The organism is Candidatus Omnitrophota bacterium, from assembly GCA_013791745.1.
Classification (GTDB): domain Bacteria; phylum CG03; class CG03; order CG03; family CG03; genus CG03.
Genome location: VMTH01000106.1, coordinates 1 through 19,173 on the forward strand (window position 1 = coordinate 1; position 19,173 = coordinate 19,173).

20 protein-coding genes, 1 pseudogene and 1 riboswitch are annotated in these 19,173 nt (G+C 50.8%); all 21 genes and pseudogenes read right to left on the reverse strand.

The window, feature by feature from the left end:
• A partial coding sequence (locus FP827_04740; GenBank protein MBA3052381.1) for a hypothetical protein occupies positions 1-215 on the reverse strand: 215 nt, incomplete at its 3' end.
• Positions 216-662, reverse strand: coding sequence for a 50S ribosomal protein L9 (locus FP827_04745; GenBank protein ID MBA3052382.1), 447 nt, complete (start codon positions 660-662; stop codon positions 216-218).
• Positions 662-1,471, reverse strand: coding sequence for a hypothetical protein (locus FP827_04750; GenBank protein MBA3052383.1), 810 nt, complete (start codon positions 1,469-1,471; stop codon positions 662-664). Before FP827_04750 ends, FP827_04745 begins: the two co-directional genes overlap by 1 nt.
• Before the next feature lie 61 nt (positions 1,472-1,532).
• Positions 1,533-1,775 carry a 30S ribosomal protein S18 gene (gene rpsR / locus FP827_04755; protein ID MBA3052384.1) on the reverse strand — a complete coding sequence of 81 codons (243 nt, stop codon included), beginning with the start codon at positions 1,773-1,775 and terminating at the stop codon, positions 1,533-1,535.
• A gap of 19 nt (positions 1,776-1,794) precedes the next feature.
• Entirely contained in the window at positions 1,795-2,226 is a 432-nt protein-coding gene (locus tag FP827_04760) for a single-stranded DNA-binding protein (GenBank protein ID MBA3052385.1), read from the reverse strand.
• Positions 2,227-2,252: 26 nt separating this feature from the next.
• Complete coding sequence (rpsF, locus tag FP827_04765) at positions 2,253-2,540, reverse strand: 30S ribosomal protein S6 (protein MBA3052386.1); 288 nt, start codon at positions 2,538-2,540, stop codon at positions 2,253-2,255.
• 90 nt (positions 2,541-2,630) lie between these two features.
• Entirely contained in the window at positions 2,631-4,706 is a 2,076-nt protein-coding gene (locus FP827_04770) for a sodium-translocating pyrophosphatase (protein MBA3052387.1), read from the reverse strand.
• 28 nt (positions 4,707-4,734) lie between these two features.
• Positions 4,735-5,904, reverse strand: a complete 1,170-nt coding sequence (locus FP827_04775) for an acetylornithine/succinylornithine family transaminase (GenBank protein MBA3052388.1) — start codon at positions 5,902-5,904, stop codon at positions 4,735-4,737.
• Between the two features lie 147 nt (positions 5,905-6,051).
• The gene (locus FP827_04780) at positions 6,052-7,101 is read right to left on the reverse strand and encodes a mechanosensitive ion channel family protein (GenBank protein ID MBA3052389.1); all 1,050 of its coding nucleotides are present in this window, start codon (positions 7,099-7,101) and stop codon (positions 6,052-6,054) included.
• Complete coding sequence (ligA, locus tag FP827_04785; GenBank protein ID MBA3052390.1) at positions 7,098-9,155, reverse strand: NAD-dependent DNA ligase LigA; 2,058 nt, start codon at positions 9,153-9,155, stop codon at positions 7,098-7,100. Before ligA ends, FP827_04780 begins: the two co-directional genes overlap by 4 nt.
• Complete coding sequence (locus FP827_04790; protein ID MBA3052391.1) at positions 9,098-9,364, reverse strand: hypothetical protein; 267 nt, start codon at positions 9,362-9,364, stop codon at positions 9,098-9,100. The genes ligA and FP827_04790 overlap by 58 nt, the downstream gene beginning before the upstream one ends.
• On the reverse strand, positions 9,361-9,762 hold the full coding sequence (gene nusB, locus FP827_04795) for a transcription antitermination factor NusB (protein ID MBA3052392.1): 402 nt from the start codon (positions 9,760-9,762) through the stop codon (positions 9,361-9,363). The genes FP827_04790 and nusB overlap by 4 nt, the downstream gene beginning before the upstream one ends.
• Positions 9,759-10,216: pseudogene (locus FP827_04800) on the reverse strand (6,7-dimethyl-8-ribityllumazine synthase). The gene nusB and the pseudogene FP827_04800 overlap by 4 nt, the downstream one beginning before the upstream one ends.
• 56 nt (positions 10,217-10,272) lie before the next feature.
• On the reverse strand, positions 10,273-11,850 hold the full coding sequence (locus tag FP827_04805) for a hypothetical protein (protein ID MBA3052393.1): 1,578 nt from the start codon (positions 11,848-11,850) through the stop codon (positions 10,273-10,275).
• A gap of 230 nt (positions 11,851-12,080) precedes the next feature.
• The gene (locus tag FP827_04810) at positions 12,081-13,304 is read right to left on the reverse strand and encodes a bifunctional 3,4-dihydroxy-2-butanone-4-phosphate synthase/GTP cyclohydrolase II (GenBank protein ID MBA3052394.1); all 1,224 of its coding nucleotides are present in this window, start codon (positions 13,302-13,304) and stop codon (positions 12,081-12,083) included.
• The gene (locus FP827_04815) at positions 13,295-13,897 is read right to left on the reverse strand and encodes a riboflavin synthase (GenBank protein ID MBA3052395.1); all 603 of its coding nucleotides are present in this window, start codon (positions 13,895-13,897) and stop codon (positions 13,295-13,297) included. Before FP827_04815 ends, FP827_04810 begins: the two co-directional genes overlap by 10 nt.
• A complete protein-coding gene (gene ribD / locus FP827_04820; protein ID MBA3052396.1) occupies positions 13,882-15,051 on the reverse strand; it encodes a bifunctional diaminohydroxyphosphoribosylaminopyrimidine deaminase/5-amino-6-(5-phosphoribosylamino)uracil reductase RibD in 1,170 nt (389 codons plus the stop codon). Before ribD ends, FP827_04815 begins: the two co-directional genes overlap by 16 nt.
• Positions 15,052-15,080: 29 nt before the next feature.
• Positions 15,081-15,260, reverse strand: a riboswitch (FMN riboswitch).
• Between the two features lie 81 nt (positions 15,261-15,341).
• The gene (locus tag FP827_04825) at positions 15,342-16,523 is read right to left on the reverse strand and encodes an MFS transporter (GenBank protein ID MBA3052397.1); all 1,182 of its coding nucleotides are present in this window, start codon (positions 16,521-16,523) and stop codon (positions 15,342-15,344) included.
• A 21-nt stretch (positions 16,524-16,544) separates the two neighbouring features.
• Complete coding sequence (locus FP827_04830) at positions 16,545-17,456, reverse strand: tetratricopeptide repeat protein (GenBank protein MBA3052398.1); 912 nt, start codon at positions 17,454-17,456, stop codon at positions 16,545-16,547.
• Positions 17,453-18,379, reverse strand: a complete 927-nt coding sequence (locus FP827_04835; protein MBA3052399.1) for a patatin-like phospholipase family protein — start codon at positions 18,377-18,379, stop codon at positions 17,453-17,455. The genes FP827_04830 and FP827_04835 overlap by 4 nt, the downstream gene beginning before the upstream one ends.
• Positions 18,380-19,165 (reverse strand): TolC family protein, encoded by a 786-nt coding sequence (locus tag FP827_04840; GenBank protein ID MBA3052400.1) that lies wholly within the window; start codon positions 19,163-19,165, stop codon positions 18,380-18,382.
• Positions 19,166-19,173: the final 8 nt, after the last annotated feature.

The following is a 19,173-nucleotide window of genomic DNA, read 5'->3' on the forward strand; positions in this document are numbered from 1 at the left end:
AGCAGTTCTATGAGAGACTCATATATTATGCGGTGCCTGTCGTCGTAAAACACATCGCCTTTGAAACCTATGACGGCGCTGACGGTGTGGATGATATCCTTGTCCATCAGCAGCGCCCCGAGAACGGCTCTTTCCGCCTCTATGTCATGGGGGGGGACGTTGAATTCCGCGGAACCGGCTATGTCCTTTAAATCCGTCTTTTTTTTCGCTGCCATTTATTCGGCCGCCGTCACCCAGACTTTGACGGAAGCGCTCACCTCCGGATGAAGCCTGATCTCCACGTCATAGATCCCTATTTCCTTTATGGGCTCTTTGATGATCACCGATTTCCTGTCAATGTGTATTTTTTTCGCTGCGAGAGCTTCGGTTATCTCGGAAACGCCCAGAGAACCGAAAAGTTTTTTCTCTTCGTGCACATTCTTCGCTATATTGATCTCGGTTTTGGCTATCGCTGAGGCTATTTCTTGCGCCTTCTGGAGGAGCTTTCCTTTTTCGGCGATATAACGCGTTTTCATTTTTTCAACCTGCTGCTCGGAATGCTTCGTCGCTTTCAGAGCGAAATTCCCCGGCAGAAGATAATTTCTCGCGTAACCGTCGGAAACGGTTTTGATCTCGCCTATATCCCCCAGATTCTCAACATTTTTTGTCAGTATGACTTTCATCATCTCCTCCCTTTCTTATTGAATTTAATCCATCTTCCCATCACGCCGAGGCCCACGGCGGCCGGCCATATAAAAACAAAAGCCGCCGTCATAACGGCGCTCAGAAACCGTCCCGCCCCGAGGCGCATCAGCATTGACCATATTATCCCGCAACCCGAGACAAAAAACAAAAATACCGACACTGTCAGAAGATTTTCCGACAAATAAGCGGCAAAAAAATATTTTCCGGCCGCCGCCATTGCCAAAGCCAGAGCCAGCGCGTAAACCGACACGGGTATAGCTTTTGACGCCCTGCCGAAGGATGTTCTTTTTCCCGTCATAAAACCTATGAAGGCGAGGTTTAAAAAATAACCGGCAGTTAGCATAATGAGCGCCATTGCGGGAACAATCCTGAAAGCTTTTTCCGCCAGCTGGGAGGCCTGCGCCCCCGCCATCACTTTCGCGTTCCCGGCGAGGGAAAACAAAAATATTTTGCTTATGGCGCGGAATATCTCTGCCGTGTCGAGGAAGGAAAAGAACCATCCTCCCGCCACAAGCAGAGCAAGCGCGGCAAAAAAACCCGCGAAAAGTTTTCTGAAATAATCCTCAGGCCTTTTGAGCAGGCCCGCCGCGATACAGCCTGATGCGGCACAGGCAAAAATCAGCCCGCCCGCGGGATTCGCTGTTGCTGCCACGACGGCGATAGCGAGCGCCAGAAGCAGGAAAAAATCAGCTCTTCTGCCCTGTGCTTTGAGCGTGGCCAGCTGAACCGCCGCCGGAAAATAAAAAACGCTCATGAGTCCCCCCGCCGCAAGCAGAGCCAGCGACATAAACGCCGCCGGACGCCCTCGCGAGCCTCCCTGCGCCGGTTGGGGGGAAACTGTCCCCATATCAGACAGTGTAAGGCAGTAGCGCTATCTGACGGGCTCTTTTGATAGCCGTGGTCAGCTCTCTCTGATGACGCGCGCAGGTGCCGGTGATAACGGAAGGCAGTATGCGGGCGCTGTCACCCACAAAGTTCTGCAGGATACGCACATTTTTGTAATCTATCGCTATTCTTGTTTTACAAAATCTGCATTTTCGTTTCGGCCTTACCGTTTTTGAAAATCTTTTTTTAAATGTTTTTTTTTCCATTTTTTTCTCCTGTTATTACCTAAAAAGGCACCTCGTCTTCCGACGGGCCGCCCGGGGGCTCATCCTGTATGTTCACCGGATCAGGATCCGCGGAGGATTCTCCGCCGGCGCGCTTGGGTCCGCTGGACAGAAACTGCACGGACTGCGCCGTCACTTCAAGCTTGAATTTTTTTTCTCCCTGAGGGCTCTCCCAGCTGCTGCTGACAAGCCTGCCCTCTACGAAAACGGGGCTGCCTTTCTGCAGATACTGCTTGCAATTCTCGGCCGCTCTGCCCCAAACTGACACAGGAACAAAGGAAACCTGCTTCTTCTGTTCTCCTGAAACCTTGTCGCGGTACACTCTGTTGCAGGCGACAGTGAAGTGAACCACCGCCTGATCGTTTTTCGTAAAACGTTCCTCGGGATCCTTCGTGAGATTACCCATGATCATCACTTTGTTGAAATTAGCCATTTTCTACCTCCCGCGTTAAACGCCGTTCAATCGTCAAGCCTCAGTGTCAGGAACTTGAGAACCGGTTCGCTCCGCCTGTAAAACAGCGAGAGCTTGTTGGGGATGTCCGACACCAGCGAGGAAAACTTCACATAATAGTAAAAGCCCTCTTTGTTCTTTTTGATCTCGTAAGCAAGAGTTTTCTTGCCCCAGTTCTGTTCCGAAAGCACCGCCGTCTTCTTCTCTGACAGGATGCCCTTCACCTCTTTGAGGATCTCATCCTGCTGCTCCTGAGTAGCGTCAGGATGCACAATAAAAATTGTCTCGTAATTCACGAAACCTCCTTTTTGGCCTTAAGTCCGCCGCGAAGCGGAAAAGAAAGCTCTCTGCACAAAATATCGTTGAGTCTTTTTATATAATATCCCTCAGAATAAATCAAGCACACGCTCGTTCAGCGCGATGATCACCGGAAGAAAAACGAGCGACACGATGGACATCAGCTTGAGCAATATGTTTATGGACGGTCCGGAGGTGTCCTTGCAGGGATCACCGACTGTGTCTCCTATGACCGTGGCCTTGTGAACGTCTGAGCCCTTGCCGCCGAGGTTGCCCTCTTCAACATATTTTTTCGCGTTATCCCACGCGCCTCCGGCATTGGCCAGGAAAAGGGCCAGCGGAACGCCCGTCACAAGAGAACCCGCCAGAAACCCGCCGAGCGCTTCTGTTCCCATCAGTGCCCCGACCAGAATCGGCACGAGCACAGCGGCTATTCCCGGCACCCTCATCTGGGCCAGGGCGCCGTCTGTTGTGATGCTCACGCATCTTGCGGAATCCGGCAAAGCCTTCCCTTCCATGAGGCCCGGTATTTCCCTGAACTGCCTGCGCACTTCGTCAACAACGCTTGTAGCGGACTTGTTAACCGCCGCCGTTGTAGCCGCCGCGAAAATAAAAGTGATCATACCCCCGATAAAAAGGCCGCCCACAACTTTCGCGTCAAGGATGTTGATGATGGACATACCCGCGGCATCCTTTGCCAAACCCGCGCTCTGAGCGTATGCCGTAAAAAGAGCCAGCGCCGTAAGGGCCGCCGAACCTATGGCGAAACCTTTGCCTATGGCCGCGGTCGTGTTTCCAACAGCGTCAAGGTTTTCGGCGCGTTTTCGCACCTCAGGGCCCATATCGGCCATTTCGGCTATCCCGGCGGCGTTGTCGGCGATAGGCCCATAAGCGTCAACAGCGACCGTCATGCCTGTTATTGAGAGCATGCCTATGGCGGAAAGCGCCACACCGTATATGCCTGCGCATTTGTAAGAGACAACCGTCGCAGCCGCAATGGCAAGAATTGAAAAACCCGTTGAATACATTCCGCAGGTCAGGCCGGACAGGATGTTCATCGCCGGCCCCGACTTTGAAGCCTCGGCAATTTTCTGTACCTGTTTCCCCGAAGTGTAATATTCCGCCGTATAACCGACGATAAGGCCGGCTATGAGGCCCGCCGCGATAGCGCCGAAAGGCCCGAACTTGGCTATGGCGGTGTTGTCATACCACAGCACCGTTATCGCAAGCGCCCCCAGAACAAAAAAAACTGAGGCCGATAGAAGGCCGTTTCTCAGAGCCTCCTGAGCGTTGACCTTCGCGCTCGTTTTCACGAAGAATTTTCTGTCTATGGAAGATAAAAGCCCCCAGCTGATTATAAGAAAAGGCAGAAAAATGCCTTTTACATCTCCCGAAGCCGCCGCGATGACGCAGGCGGAGATTATAGCCCCGACATAGGATTCGTAAAGATCTGCGCCCATTCCGGCCACATCCCCCACATTATCTCCCACGTTATCGGCTATGACGGCGGGATTCCTGGGATCGTCTTCCGGTATTCCGGCCTCAACCTTTCCCACAAGATCCGCTCCGACATCGGCGGCCTTTGTGTAAATGCCGCCGCCCACCCTGGCGAAAAGAGCCACTGAGCTGGCGCCCATGCTGAAACCCACGACGATGCCGGTGACACTGTTGAGGTTAAGTATAAAATCAGGCGAGGTGAGGCCCAGCTTCCACATGAAGAACATGTACATCAATGTCAGGCCGAGCAGTCCGAGGCTGGCCACCGAAAGGCCCATGACCATTCCCGCGGGAAAAGCCACATTCAGAGCTTCGTTCAGGCCGATCGACGCTGCCTGCGCCGTGCGGGCGTTTGCGCGGGTGGCTATGGACATCCCTATGAAACCCGCCAGTATGGAAAAAAGCGCGCCGCTTATAAAGGCGATGGGCATCAGCCTGCTGAGCGTGAAAAACATTATCACGGCCACAATCAGGACAAAAACGCCGATCTGCCTGTACTCTCTCGAGAGAAAGGCCATCGCGCCGTCATGAATGAGATTCGAGATCTCGATCATTTTGGATTTCCCCTGAGATGCTTTCAGGACATGAGCCGCCAGCGCCGCCACCGTGATCAAACCCAGAATCCCGCTGATGAGCGGAATGTAGAAAAAAGAAATCGTTTCAGTCATTGTTATAACCTCCTGTTACCAACACAAATCATTTCCCGACACCGTCGGGCTTTTCGTCCAAAAAGCCGGCCAGTTCACTAACAACCAAATCTATATCACTCCTGTCTATCACATAAGACGGCAAAAAGCGCAGAATGTTCTCCTTGCAGGCGTTCACGAGAATGCCTTTCTTAAAAGAATACGCCACCGCTCCGCCCGCTATTGGTTTTTTGAATTCCACACCGATCATAAGCCCTTCTCCCCGTATCTGGCGGATGACGGGGAAACGCGAGGAGAGTTTTGATAAAGATGCCATAAAATAATTCCCGAGGGCATTGATCCTTTTCAGCATTTTAGCGTCAATGGATCTGAGAGTGGCCAGGCCGGCGGCCACGGAGAGGGGATTCCCCCCGAAAGTGGAACCGTGAGAGCCGTATGTAAAATGTTTTTCAAGGCCCTCACCGAGCACCGTCACACCCAGGGGCAGTCCGCCGCCGGCGGCTTTCGCCAGAGTCAGTATGTGCGGGGACACCCCGTATTTCTGAAACGCGAAAAGGCTTCCCGTCCTGCCGAAACCCGTCTGTATCTCGTCAAAAATAAGGAAGAGCTTGTGTTTCACGCAGAGTTTTTTCAGATCCCGCAGAAAAGTTCTCTCGGCCGGATAGATGCCGCCTTCGCCCTGCACGGGCTCGACCAGCACCGCCGCAGTCCGGGGGCTTATGAGTTTTTCCACGGAAGAGATATCATTGAATTTCGCGAAATCAAAACCCGTCAGAAGCGGCCTGAATCCTTCGTGAAATTTTTTCTGGCCCGTGGCCGAAAGAGTTGACATCGAGCGGCCGTGGAATGAGCCTGAAAAAGATATGATCCTGAATTTATTTCTGCCCTCACCCGCTTTTCTGACGAATTTTATCGCCAGCTCATTCGCCTCGGTGCCTGAATTGGAAAAAAACACCTTCCCCGGAAAAGTTTTTTTGATGAGAAGATCGGCGTATTTTTCCTGATTCATATCCGTGTAAAGATTTGAGACATGCATGTATTTTCCGAGCTGCTCTCTGACGGCCTTCACGACGGCTGACGGCCTGTGCCCCAGAACGTTCACAGAGATCCCTGATATAAAATCAAGATATTTTCTGCCGCTTATGTCCCATATGTATTTCCCCTGGGCCCTGGCGACAGTGATATGCACCTTTTTGTAAACAGGGAGTATGTTTCTCATTTTGCGATTATATTAAAATACCGCCTTCTCCGCAATGGTGCCAGGGGTTGACTCCGCGCCGGCGGATGAAACATTTCGTTACTTATTGGACAAAGGGGACGGCCTGCTTTTTCTGCTCCACTCTACAGCTTTTTATCGCGCCCTCTCTCACGTCTCTTTACTGAGATACACAAGCTGCGTCGGATAGGCGAAATCTATCATGCGGTCCTCAAACTCTTTCTTCAGGGCGAGATTTATCTTCTGCTGAGCGTCCATGTACTGATTGTAATCGCCGCTCTTGACATAATAAACGCTCTCAAAATCAAGGCTGAAATTCCCGAAAGACAGAAAATGAGAACGGTCGAACACGGTGTTGCCGGCGTCCTCAACGGCTTTTTTTATTATATCCGGGATTATTTTAAGTTTTTCGACGGGGGTCTGATATGTCACGCCTATCTTGAACACGACGCGCCTCTGCTCCATTCTCTTGTAATTCTTCACCCTTGAATTGGTGAGATCGCTGTTTGAGAATATCATCTGCTCCCCGCCGAGCGAACGGATGCGGGTGGTTTTCATGCCTATGTATTCAACCGTTCCCATGAATTCACCGACGATGATGAAGTCCCCGACCTCAAAAGGCCTGTCAAAGAAAATCGAGAAATAGCTGAAGAGATCGCCCAGCAGCGCCTGAGCCGCCAGAGCGATCGCTATACCGCCTATGCCCAGTCCCGCTATAACCGCGGATATTTTGATGCCTATGTTATCAAGGAAGAATAAGACCGCGGAACCCCAGACGATGATATTGATCGTCGTCATTATCCCGCCAAGGCCTTCCTTGTGCACATGCTCGTCGCGGGCGATCCAGAACATATCAATCAAAAAAGCTATGGCGGAGATTATAACCTTCACCGCGAACACCGTCAGTATTGCCGTCGCCGCCGTGGCTATAAGCCTCTCGATGGAAGGCGACAATTGAAGAATTCCCAAGCTGAAATAAAAAACACCCGTGTAGAGCAGCAGGAAGATCCTGTCGGCGAGTGATTGCAGCCGCATCTTGTCCGTCGGCACAGTGGATCTTTCACTCAGCTTTTTGAGGCGTCCGGCAACCAGAGCCCTTAGCACGCGAAGCGCTATAATGCCAGCGGCGAGAGTCGCGGCGCAGATAATGTAAGCCCTCACCGTGTTCATCAAAAAAACCTTATTCAGGATCTCGTTCATTTTGTTTTCTCCTTTGTCATTTCCATGAATTCCTCAAAATCTATGACCGCTACTCCCAGCTTCAGCGCTTTCTTATACTTCTCTCCGGACTTTTCTCCCGCCACGACGAAATCCGTTTTTTCGCTCACCGTTCCTGAGGCCTTCCCACCCAGCGACATGACGATCTCCTGCGCTTTTTCCCTGGGCATGGGTATTTTCCCCGTGAAAACAAATGTTTTCCCCGCGAGTTTATCCGAAACAGGCGCGGAATCAGGCGCGGGCAGCACGCCTCTCTTCTTCATTTTTACGAGTATTGCTTTTGTTCCCGGCAGAGCGAGATAGCCCGCTATGGCTTTCGCCCGCACATCGCCGAGGCCCTCTATTTCCTCAAACGCGCTCTCGGGAGCGTCCATTATTTTTTCCAGCGAGCCGAAATGGCGGGAAACAACACGGCAGACCTTCTCTCCCGCGAAAGGTATTCCCATGGCGAAAAGAAACTTTGACAGCGGCCGGTGACGGCTCTTCTCTATTCCCTCAAGGAGCGCGGCGGCTTTTTTTTCCTTAAAAAGCGGGAGCTCCAAAAGCTCTTTTTTACCGAGAGCGTAAATATCGGAAACGTCTTTTATCATGGAATTTTCAAGGAGGCTCTTCACAACTTTTTCGCCAAGGCCATCTATGTCCATCGCCTTGCGCGAGGCGAAATGGGCGATACCCCTTTCAAGCTGGGCGGGACAGAAGGAATTCGTGCACACAATGCGCACATTTTCCTCGTCTTTGTACAGCGGACTGCCGCAGGCCGGGCAAACATCCGGCTCTATTATATCTTTTTCATTACCCACGCGTTTTGAAACGATGACGCCCGTCACCTTAGGTATAACATCGCCTCTGCGCTCTATCCAGACGCTGTCGCCTACTTTCAGGCCCAGCCGACGGACCTCATCAAAATTATGGAGCGTGGCTCTTTTGATGACAACGCCGCCCAGCTTCACGGCCTTGAGATTCGCCACGGGCGTGACAACACCCGTTCGCCCCACCTGCATATCCACGGATTCAAGGACGGAACTGGCCTGCTGCGCCGGGAATTTATAGGCGCAGGCCCAGCGGGGCGCTTTGAGCGTGTGGCCCAGAACGCCGTAAAGCTCCATCTCGTTTATTTTTATCACCATTCCGTCTGCGTCATAATCCAGCGACTGCCTCTTGAGATTGAATTCCTCAAAAAATTCCAGCATCCCGTCGACGGAATCAAATTGCCTGATATTGGGGTTCACCCTCATGCCCAGAGTTTTGAAATATTCCAGCATCTCGCTGTGCGTCTTTATTTTCGTCGGCGGCTCGATGACGCCCGCCTGATAGAGGAAACAGTCAAGTTTTCTTTTCGCGGCCCTGGAAGGATCCAGTAGCTTCATCGTCCCCGCGGCGGCGTTGCGGGGGTTGGCAAACAGAGCCTCTCCCGAGCGCGCGCGCTCGGCGTTGAGCGCGCTGAAAGCGCCCCTGCTCATATACACCTCGCCCCTGACCTCAAGATATTCCGGAAAATTCCCCGAGAGCACGAGAGGCACGGATTTCAGCGTTTTCACATTATCTGTGACATCTTCTCCTTTCACCCCGTCACCCCGCGTGGCGGCGAGGGCGAGTTTTCCCTTTTCATAAGTGAGAGAAATACCGATGCCGTCTATTTTAGGTTCCACAACGAAAGTCACGCGCGTTCCGGATACAAGGCGCCTGTTTCTCTCTATCCATGTTTTTATATCGTCACCGCTGTAGGTGTTTTCCAGCGACAGCATGGGCGTTTTGTGCACTATGGATCTGAAAGACGGAAGAGGCCCTCCCCCGACCTTCCGGGTCGGCGAATCGGAGCTTACAAGAGAGGGATTTTCTTCCTCAAGTTTTTTCAGCTCGGAGTATAATGCGTCATATTCGCCGTCAGATATCTCAGGGCTGTTTTCAGTATAATAGAGTCTGTTGTGACGGCGTATCTCAGCCTTAAGAAAATTGATCCTTTCCGCGGCGGACGCTTTCAGCTTGTTTTTCTTTTGTGTCGCCATTTTCTGCATGTCTGGAAATGCGGCACCCATGCTAGAAAAATATTGCCTTCGTCGTCGGCGCAATTCACCTTACGGGTGTTGAAAGGCCATCTCCTGCCGTTCTTGAGATCCTTCCACACTATTGTCTGACCGCAGAATTTGCATCTTGATGACTGCGTTGAATCCGTTTCGTTATCAAAAGTTTTTTCTATCCTGGACGCGCTGAAACCGCCGAATATCTTTTTTAAAAAACCGCTCATTTTCCGTTCCCTCCCGTGTTATCTCCGTCTTCGGCCGCCCTATTCAGTATGCCGTTTATAAAAGCGGGCGATTTCTCCGTCGAATAGGTCTTGGCCAGCTCCACCGCCTCGTTAATGGCGATGCGCTTGTCTATCTTCATCGCTTTTATCTCACTGATCCCCATGCGCAGTATCAGTTTATCAACCTGCCCTATCCTGCTCAGTTCCCAGTTCTTGGAATAACGCGATATGATATCGTCGCAGAATTCCGTGTTTTTCTTAACGATGTCCACAAAGTTTCTGATGAATCCGTACTGCTTGTCATCTTCGTATTGGACGAGAAAATCATCCATATCCTTGCCCATAGAAGCCTCATAAAGGCAGTCCAGGACTCTTTTTCTTGCCTGCCTTCTCGTCATATTTTCGTCATCAGATCCATCATCTCAAGACAGGCCACGGCCGCCGAGGCTCCGCGGTTGCCCGCTTTCGCTCCGGCCCTTTCTATGGCCTGCTCGAGCGTTTCCGCCGTGACGATACCGTATATGACCGGCATGCCGCTTTTTGTCCCCATCTCGCTTATGCTCTTGGCGAGGCTGCCGAAATATAATCAAAATGCGGCGTGTCGCCTTTTATCAGCGCCCCGAGACATATAATACCGTCGTAACCCTTGTTCGTCATGGCCTTTGCGACGGTGCCTATCTCAAAAGAGCCCGGCACCCAGACGCAGTCAATATCCTCGTCGCGCACGCCGTGGCGTATGAGCTCATCCCGCGCTCCGGCCAGAAGCCTGCCCGTTATGAATTCATTGAAGCGGGCCACGCATATCCCCACTCTTTTTCCATCACCCTTAAAATTGCCTGTCACTTCTCTCATTTATTCCTCCTCAAAAACAGATTGTAATACAAAATCACCGTAATTCCAACACTCAATCAATTTTCCGCTGGCGCTGCCGAACTTTTATTATTGATTATTTCTGTTTTGGGCAACGTAATCACTACATCAAATTTTCTGCGCGGATTTTTATCCGACAGCTCCATTATTCCGCCGCCGGTAATTTTTATATTCGCTATGCTCTCTGAAATATCACCATTCCATGCAAGAGCAAGCAGATATTTGCCCGCGATTAAATTGTCAAATTTAAATTCATTTCCTTCCCGCGAATTGTACGCTTTTACCAAATTGCAAGCGGAAGCATGTTGATTAAACAAGTCTGTAATACCCGCATCACGGCGTCTTGATTTACAGGGCTCAATATAAAAGAGCCCCACTTTGCAATCCCGCGGAAGATTTTTGAGTTTTATCCTGCCTGATATTTCGCCATTTATAATTTTAGGCAATTTGGGAATTTCATCCCTATTTTTACTCTGCAGTTCTCCCTCAAATTTGTTCATTATTTCCTTTTCGCCGAACCGCCTCGCCGCTTGGTAAACTGAATATTTGATTTTCGAGCCAAAAAAATACCCCGTATCTATCCAATTTCTTACAATTCCAAAGTTTGCATCCGAAAGCTGGGCCGTTTTTCTCAACCGCAGTAACCAAATTGCCTGCCCCAGCATATCTCCCGAGGCCGCTAACCGACGAAGAGCGGCTTCGCCTTTTTCAATATCCCAGTTAAGAAACCAGCCTTTTGCTATATCATACCCGCCACTTTCTTTATACCACGAATATTTTTTAGCTCTCAACGACTCCTCTATTTTCAAAAGCTGGTCTTCCGATATAGCTAATCTGCTGTCTGACTTCCTGTGTAAGGATACTGGTGATGATGCCTTGACCTGCAATTCCACTATTTTACTTTTCCCCGTTTTTGTCCCGTCAAGAAGAAGCATAGTTTTTGATTCAATTTTTTCGCCTTCGACGCCCGTTGCCTCAGCCATTGTTTTCAGAAAATCCATATTATTCATCAAACTTTTGTTAAAACTGAAATGCGCTGTAAAAATAAACAAGACAATCAAAAGCCAAATTGTAATCTTTGGCCTATAATCAGATTCTACTATAACTGCCCCTATCAAAATCAAAAGTGTCATCCATATAGAAAAAGAAAACACTGAGCCGAAAAATATTATACAAATACTTCCCCTTGTAAATTCTCCAAAACCTAAAGTTGCCGCAAAATCCATCCAGTGTGTCGGTATTATTATATTCACCGGCACAAAATAGAATGTTATTCTTGCTATTAATGCTATAACCAGCGCGGAAATAACAACTCTGATATTCAATGCTTTTTTTTCTTCAGGCGAATACTCTTGTTTATCTTTTACCGTAGAGAGCCAATATGGCAGCCACGCTAAAACAAGTAAAATGCCAAAGAAAATAAAAAAAATTGTGACATGTTCCTCCATCCAATTCAGAAACTTTACAATCATTAAAGTACTTGATGAACAAATTACGCTCTCTGCTTTTGGAACTATTATCATTAGAACCATTACCGTTATCGCGGAACTGGTTACAACTGCCGTTATCAAAGGCGCCGCATACTGAGCAATTTTATTTCTAATTTTTCTTTCCATATTTCAAAAACCCCCTTCTACTTCTAAGGATCCTGTTACAGCCTGCAGTCTTTTCGCGCTCAACTGAATCCATGCGCATATTTGGTATCTTCGACTTAAATATTTTTCTTCATCACTACTTCCCAGCGCCCGCCCTTGTCCTTTACCATCAAGACAAAAAGGGAGCATATCCTTTTTCCTCCACTCTAATATGTCTAATGTCAAGACCTGACCCCACCCACTCACCCCACTCACAGTAGATGCCCCAGCTTTTCTTTCTTCGTCTTCAGATAATGACGGCAGTGGGAAGTGCCGAGCTTGATGCTGATAGGCACTCTCTCCACGACCCGCAGGCCGAAACCCGCCAGGCCCTTCACCTTCAGGGGGTTGTTGGTCATGAGCCTGATGGAAGTCAAGCCGAGATCCGCGAGGATCTGAGCGCCTATCCCGTAGTCCCGCAGATCCGCGTCAAAACCGAGCGCCTCGTTTGCCTCAACGGTATCCATGCCTCCGTCCTGCAGAGCGTATGCCTTTATCTTGTTTTCAAGGCCTATGCCGCGGCCCTCCTGCCTCATATAAAGCAGGACGCCGAGTCCCTCTTTTTCTATTTTCTTCATCGCCCCGTCGAGCTGACTGCCGCAGTCGCACCGGAGCGAGTGAAAGACATCCCCTGTCAGGCACTGCGAATGCACCCTGACCAGCACCTTCTTTTTTCCTCGCACCGCTCCTTTGACAAGAGCCACATGCGTGCGGCTCTCAAAGTCCTCCTGCGATATCTTGCTCCTGTATGAAACAACGGTAAAATCGCCGAATCTCGTCGGAAGCGACGCTTCCGAAACCCGCTCCACGAGTTTTTCCGTCTGCCTGCGCTTCTCTATTATCTGGGCCAGGCTTATCAGGCGAAGTCCGTGGCGGGCGCTGAATTTCACCAGATCAGGTAGCCGCGCCATGCTGCCGTCGTCATTCATTATCTCGCATATCACCCCCGACGGCGCGAGGCCCGCCATGCGCGCCATATCCACGGCGGCCTCCGTGTGGCCCGCCCGGACGAGCGTGCCGCCCTTCTGGGCCTGTATGGGGAAAATATGACCGGGTGAGACGATATCCGAGGGTTTTGAAGACGGCGAAACAAGAGCCTTCACGGTCTTAGCCCTGTCCGCGGCGCTGATCCCGGTGCTGACACCCTTCGCAGCGTCGCAGGAAAGTGTGAAAGCGGCCTCTCTGGGATTTGAGGCGTTGAAACTGCGCGAAAGGATATTGAGATTCAGCCGCGAGAGCGCTTTCTCCGTCATAGCCGCGCATATAAGGCCGCGGCCGTGAGTGGCCATAAAATTTATCTTAGCCGGGCTGATCTTTGAGGATGCGCAGACCAGATCCCCCTCGTTCTCCCGCGAGGCGTCGTCAACAATTATGATCATCTTTCCCCCGCGGAAATCTTTTACAGCGTCATCTATTTTTGAAAATTTCACAGCCATTTTTCCAGTTTCTCCTTTGTTATGCCCTCTCCGGGCTTATTCATGTTGTTCACGACATATCTGGCCAGGGTGTCAGCCTCAAAATTGACCTCGTCGCCGGATTTTATTGACGGAAGATTTGTCCTCTTTATCGTTTCGGGTATCACATTGACGCTGAAAACGGCCCCGGACAGGCCCTCAACCGTGAGACTTATCCCGTCAAGCGCGACCGAGCCCCGCAGAGCTATGAAGGGCGCAAAAGCTTTTTCAAAGGCAAAATGAAGCTTTTTGAAATTTCCCGCTTCTTCTATTTTTACCAGTCTCACCGTTCCGTCGACATGCCCCGTCACAAAATGCCCCGAAATATAATCCGAAGCTTTCAGCGGCAGCTCTATATTAACCATCTTAGCCGAAGAAAGATTTGTGAGCTGAAAAGTTCTGGCCGAAACATCAAAAAAAGCCCTGTCTTTTTTTACACCCGAGGCCGTGAGGCAGACGCCGTTGACGGCCACGCTGTCCCCCGTTTTTATGCGCGATGTGTCCATCTCAATGCCTATGGAAACGGCGGACCTTTCCCGCACCCGGCCCGTTTGCGTTATTATGCCCGTAAACATTTTTCCCCAAAAAAGGGGACGTCCTTAATATTCTGAAAAAATGCAGGTCGTACCCTTTTTCTTTTTCTAAAAATGCCGCCTGGCCTGATTCCGTGAAAGACAAAATTGTCATCCAGAGCGAATATGCGGTTTTCGCTGAACTCAATAGCGTTCTTAACAAGCCCCTGACCCTTTCCGGCAACCGCGGCCACTGCGTTTTTGCCGCCTATAACAATGGGAGCGTAAATAAAGTATATCTCATCAATCAGGCCGGCATCGAACAAAGAACCCGCCAGTCCCCCTCCACCTTCAATTAGTATCTGATTATAACCTTTTTCAGCAAATAGCTCAACCAAATTATTAAGATTTTTAGAATAAATCCGCTCGTATCCCGATTTTGAACTTTCGGCCTTAGCCGGGCTCTTGACAGCCATATGGGCAATGAAAAAAGGGGATTCGCTGTCAACAAGTTTTCCACAGGTCTTGAACAATCCGGATTTGGTCACAACACAGCGCGCAGGGAAGCCCAGAGGGTGCCGTTTCGCCCTTATAAGGTATGGCAGGAGCGACGGGCTGTCCTTTCTGAAAGTGCCGGCGCCGGCCATGACCATATCGCTCTCATATCTCAATCTATGCGCGAAAAGCCTCGCTTTAGGATTTGTTATCCACTTTGAATTGCCCGTATAAGAGGCTATACGGCCATCCAGAGAAAGCCCTTCCTTGAGAACTATCCAGGGCCTTTTCCGGCTATGGACAGAAACAAAGGCCCTGTTAAGAAAGGCGCAGTCATCCTTTGCAATGCCGGATTTGACCTTTATACCGTGCCGCCTAAGATAAGCAAAGCCCTTACCGGCGACAAGAGGATTGGGATCGCGCATACCGGCGAACACTTCCTTAATGCCGTATCCGGCTATGCTCTCAACGCATGGCGGTGTCTTGCCGCTGTGCGAACAAGGTTCAAGATTGACGGCCATTGAAGCGCCCCCGGCTTTTTTGCCTGCTTTTTTGAGAGCATCTATCTCGGCATGATCACCGCCGAAATAATGATGATAGCCCTCCGATATTATTTTTGAGCCCTTGAAAATAACGGCTCCCACCATGGGATTGGGAGAGACCCTTCCCGCGGCACGCGCGGCCAGAGCCAGCGCGCGTTTCATAATTTTGTCTTTATCCATAAAAAAAGCCCCGATAACTTTCGGGGCCTTGCAACCTTCTATCATCCGGACTTTACCGTCGGCGCCGGAATTCCACCGGTTCGGCCGTGAACAAGGAAAAAGAGGAAAAAGGGACGTCCTTAATTTTCCCCACGCTCACGGGTCGCGGGCTTTCACCGCCGGTCGAGAATCCCTGCCTGCCGGCAGTTCACTCCACCCCGAAGGTCAGGTTAATACTACAACTTTATCCGGGAAGAAGCAAGAACAACACAATACCGCCGGAAAATCGCTTTAGATCGATATAGGAAAATTCAGGCCGACTTTGAGACAGCGCGCGTTGCGCCGTTGAATCTGAAAAAATAGATCATGCCCACAAGGCACACGAGAGGAAGCGCCTGATAAAGGCGCAGAACGCCGTATCTTTCGGCAGCCGCGCCGCTCAGCAGCGGACCGACGAACCAAGCCATGTCAAAGAAAAGGCTGTAAACTGATATGAGCTCGCTCTTTCCCTCGCCGCCCGCCAGAAGCGACGGCATATAATTTGATTCAAAAAAAGCCCAGCCTATGCCGAACAGCGCCGCCGCGGCGAAAAAGACCGCGATGGTGGAGGAAAAAGCGAAAAGCGCTATGGCCGCCGATATGATCAATGTGCCCGCCAATATAAATTTGTGAACAGGATAGGCGGCGAAAAGTTTAGCTGAAGAAAACCTGACGATTATTGTTGATATTGACAGAAAAGTGAACGCGAAAGCAAAATTCTCAAAATTCTTCGCCTCGCCAAGAAGCGGCAGGAAAACGACGACTGACGCGTATGTAAAAATGGTCATGAAAAGCACTCCGAAATGAGAATGTTTTTTGAGCATGAGCCTGTAGAAATTCCTTCTGTTAAAACCCGGACGCGCCGAGCGGCTGTCTTTTACAAAAATTACGGCGATGGCGGCGCAGGCGAAAAAAATCCCCGTGAAAAAAATGAGCGTGTTAAAACCGAAACGCGACAAGATCCTTGCGCCGAGCGCAGGAGCAAATAGCATGGAGGCCACAAAAAGCGTGGAAAATATGCCGTAGTAGAGTGAATGCGCTTTAGACGCTATCTCATTGTTGACAGCTTCCAGCAGCGCTATGAAATAAACGCATATCCCCGCGCCGAAGATCATCCTCAGCGCCAGCCACAGAACACGGCTGTCCCCGGCGAAGACATAAGCGCCCTGCGACAGCGCCATGACAAGCAAACCCGTGAAAAGAGCTTTTTTCAAACCGGTCCGGAACGCGAACTCGGATATCTGAAACCTTATTATAACCGATAAGACGGGAAAAATCCCGTAGATGAGCCCCACGTCAAAAGCGTTTCCGAACACCGCCTTAAGATGCACGGGAAGCGCGGCGGTGAGCATATCAACGGCGCAGATGCCGGCAAAACCCGCGATATAATAAACGGCAAAAGACGGGAGGAAATTTCTATTTGCCGGAGCGCCTGATGTTTGAGATTGCGGCATGGCTGTATGTTCGCGGAGCCTTTATTTTACAAAGACCGCGCAATACCGGGAATAATTCTCCTTGAGTGCAAGCTTTTTGAATATCGGATTCGCCTCGGCTTTCCTGCCAAGCTCAAAAAGAACGAGCGCGCGGAAAAAAGAAGCCTCATCAGCGAGAGAGTCCGGCGCCTGTGCGAAGAAATGCAGGGCTTTGTCCAGATCGCCCTTCTGATAACAGGCCAGGGCCAGATAAAAATTACTTTCGGGAAAATCTGCCTTTATTTTTTCGAGCTCTTCAACGGCCTCGTCGGGATTGCCGTCTCTCATCCAGTTCATGGCCATTTTTACGGCGAAGTCTTTCGCGCTCAGAACAGCAGCGCATCCCGACAGGGCATTGCGCGCGGCGGGATAATTCCCCATGGCTTCGTGGGATTCATAGAGCATCATCATCGCTTTTTTGTCGTCAGGATAAATTTTAAGATACTGCTCCAGATACACCGTCGCCTTGAGTATGCGGCCATTCCTGTAATAGGCCTCGCCCAGGCCCAGCAGCAGCGACGGCGTCTTAACGCCCCTGTTCTCAAGAGCGGTGAATTCCGCAATAGCCTCGGCGATAAGCCCTTCCCGCAGCAGCATCTCACCCAGGCGAAGGCCGATAAAAGGATCTCCGTCGCCGGTCTGGGCGGCTTCCCTGAGCGTCTTTATCGCGTTCAGATTGTCTTTTTGATTCGCGTAAAGTTCCGCCAGAGCCGTAAGTATTTCGCGTTTTACCGCGCTCTTATAGGAAGCATCCTGAGAAGCGTTCTTCAGCGTCTTCACGGCTTCGTCCGGATTCCCCGCGGCCTCAAAAGAGGCCGCTATTTCAAGAGGCGACGGCCTTCCAATCCTCACACCCGCGCAGGAAGAGATGAACACAAGCGCGGACAGAACGGTTAAAGCGCCGAATTTTCTCATTTGTCCGGCGCCGCCTTTATTTTTTCAAGAGTTTTTTGCAGAAACATTTTCTCTATTTCACCGGCTTTCTTAACGGTCGCGTCATAACCCGCTTCCGACGTCTGCGCGAATTTGTCCAAATCCAGCGGGGAAACATCCCTCAAGTCAGGTTCTATCACCACATCCGCTTTCTCAAGCTGACGCCGCGAGAGCACGGTACCGGAGACAGATATCACCTGCGTGAGGACGGCGATTATACTCCTCGAATCGGAAAGCCAGCGGGACCCACCCGTCCACGAGGCCACTATCATATCAGCGCCCTCGGCTAAGGCCAGATCCGTCGGCACATTATCCACCACGCCGCCGTCCACAAGCACGCGGTGCCTGTACTCCACGGGCTCAAAGATCCCGGGGATGCATGAAGAAGCCCGCACCGCCGGGATAAGATCGCCGTCGCGGAACACGATTTTCTCACCCGTTCTGATGTCACAGGCCACGCACAAAAACGGGATCTTAAGATCGCTGAATTTCTTATCCCCCATATGAGAAAACATCCAGTCTCCCATTTTTTCGCTTGATATGATGCTATTGAGATTAAGGATCCTGGCCGGCGTCACCCTGAACTCTATGAGCTCGTTCCAGTTCAGCCCTGCGATGATCCTGTCAATTTCCGCGCCGTCCATGCCCGAGGCGTAAAGCGCCCCCACGATCGCGCCCACAGAGGTGCCGACAATAAGATCCAGCGGCAGTTTTTTCTCCTGCCATGACTTCAACACCCCGACATGCGCAAGGCCGCGGGCGGCGCCGCCGGAAAGGACGAGGGCCACTTTGGCGCGCTGATCCTGCCAGCGGCTTGACGCGAGTATCCGCAAATGGTCTTCCGTGTTAAAAGAATGCCCGAGGGCGGCAAAAAATAACACTATAAATAAAAATCGGCGAGGCATTCAGTATTTGGAAATCAAAAGCCCCGCGGCGTATTCAAGATAAGCGCCCGCGAGGTCAAACTTCATTCCGGCGTCCAGTTCATTCTCTGTTATCCGCGCCCAGGTCACAATATCCTCCGGGCTGATCTTCCCAGGCATACGAAAATTCTTTTTTTCCGCCTGCGCCTCTTTAAGATATTCCCCCGCGAGGGAATATCCGCGGCAGGCCTTTTCAACTTCGCGCCTTATAGCCTCTTCCGCATGGGAGATATTGACTTTGGTTTTGCGCAGAAGCGCTTTCTTTTCCTCAAAACGCAGCCAGCGGGCGCCGCCGTCATAAAGAGGTAAAGACATACTGATCCCCACCTGAAAATTGCTCGCCCACTCATCGCCGACGGCATGGAGATAATCATAAGTGGAGAAAAGATCCACATTGGGGAATTTGACCGACTGCTCGAGCCCCAAAGAAAGAAAATCCACCGATTCCTTTTCCCTGAGGCTCTTCAGTTCCGGTCGGTTCTGACCGGCCAGAAGGATGAACTTCGTTGGCTCGTCACCGGAGAGATTACCGTCAACAAACGCTTCACCGCCTATATCTTCCGCCTTGATAAATTCAGACGATATCAGCGCGTTGAGCGCGTAAACATTGTCCACGAGAGCCGCGTTCAATTCCGATTTTTGCCTGAGCATATCGGAGTAAAACCCCGCCTTTCCTCCGCCATCTGTTTTTTTGATCTGCCTTAACGCGTTTTCCAGCGCCTCGATCTTCCTTTTCAGATAAACCACATTTATATATTTCTCTTTCACCCCGTACA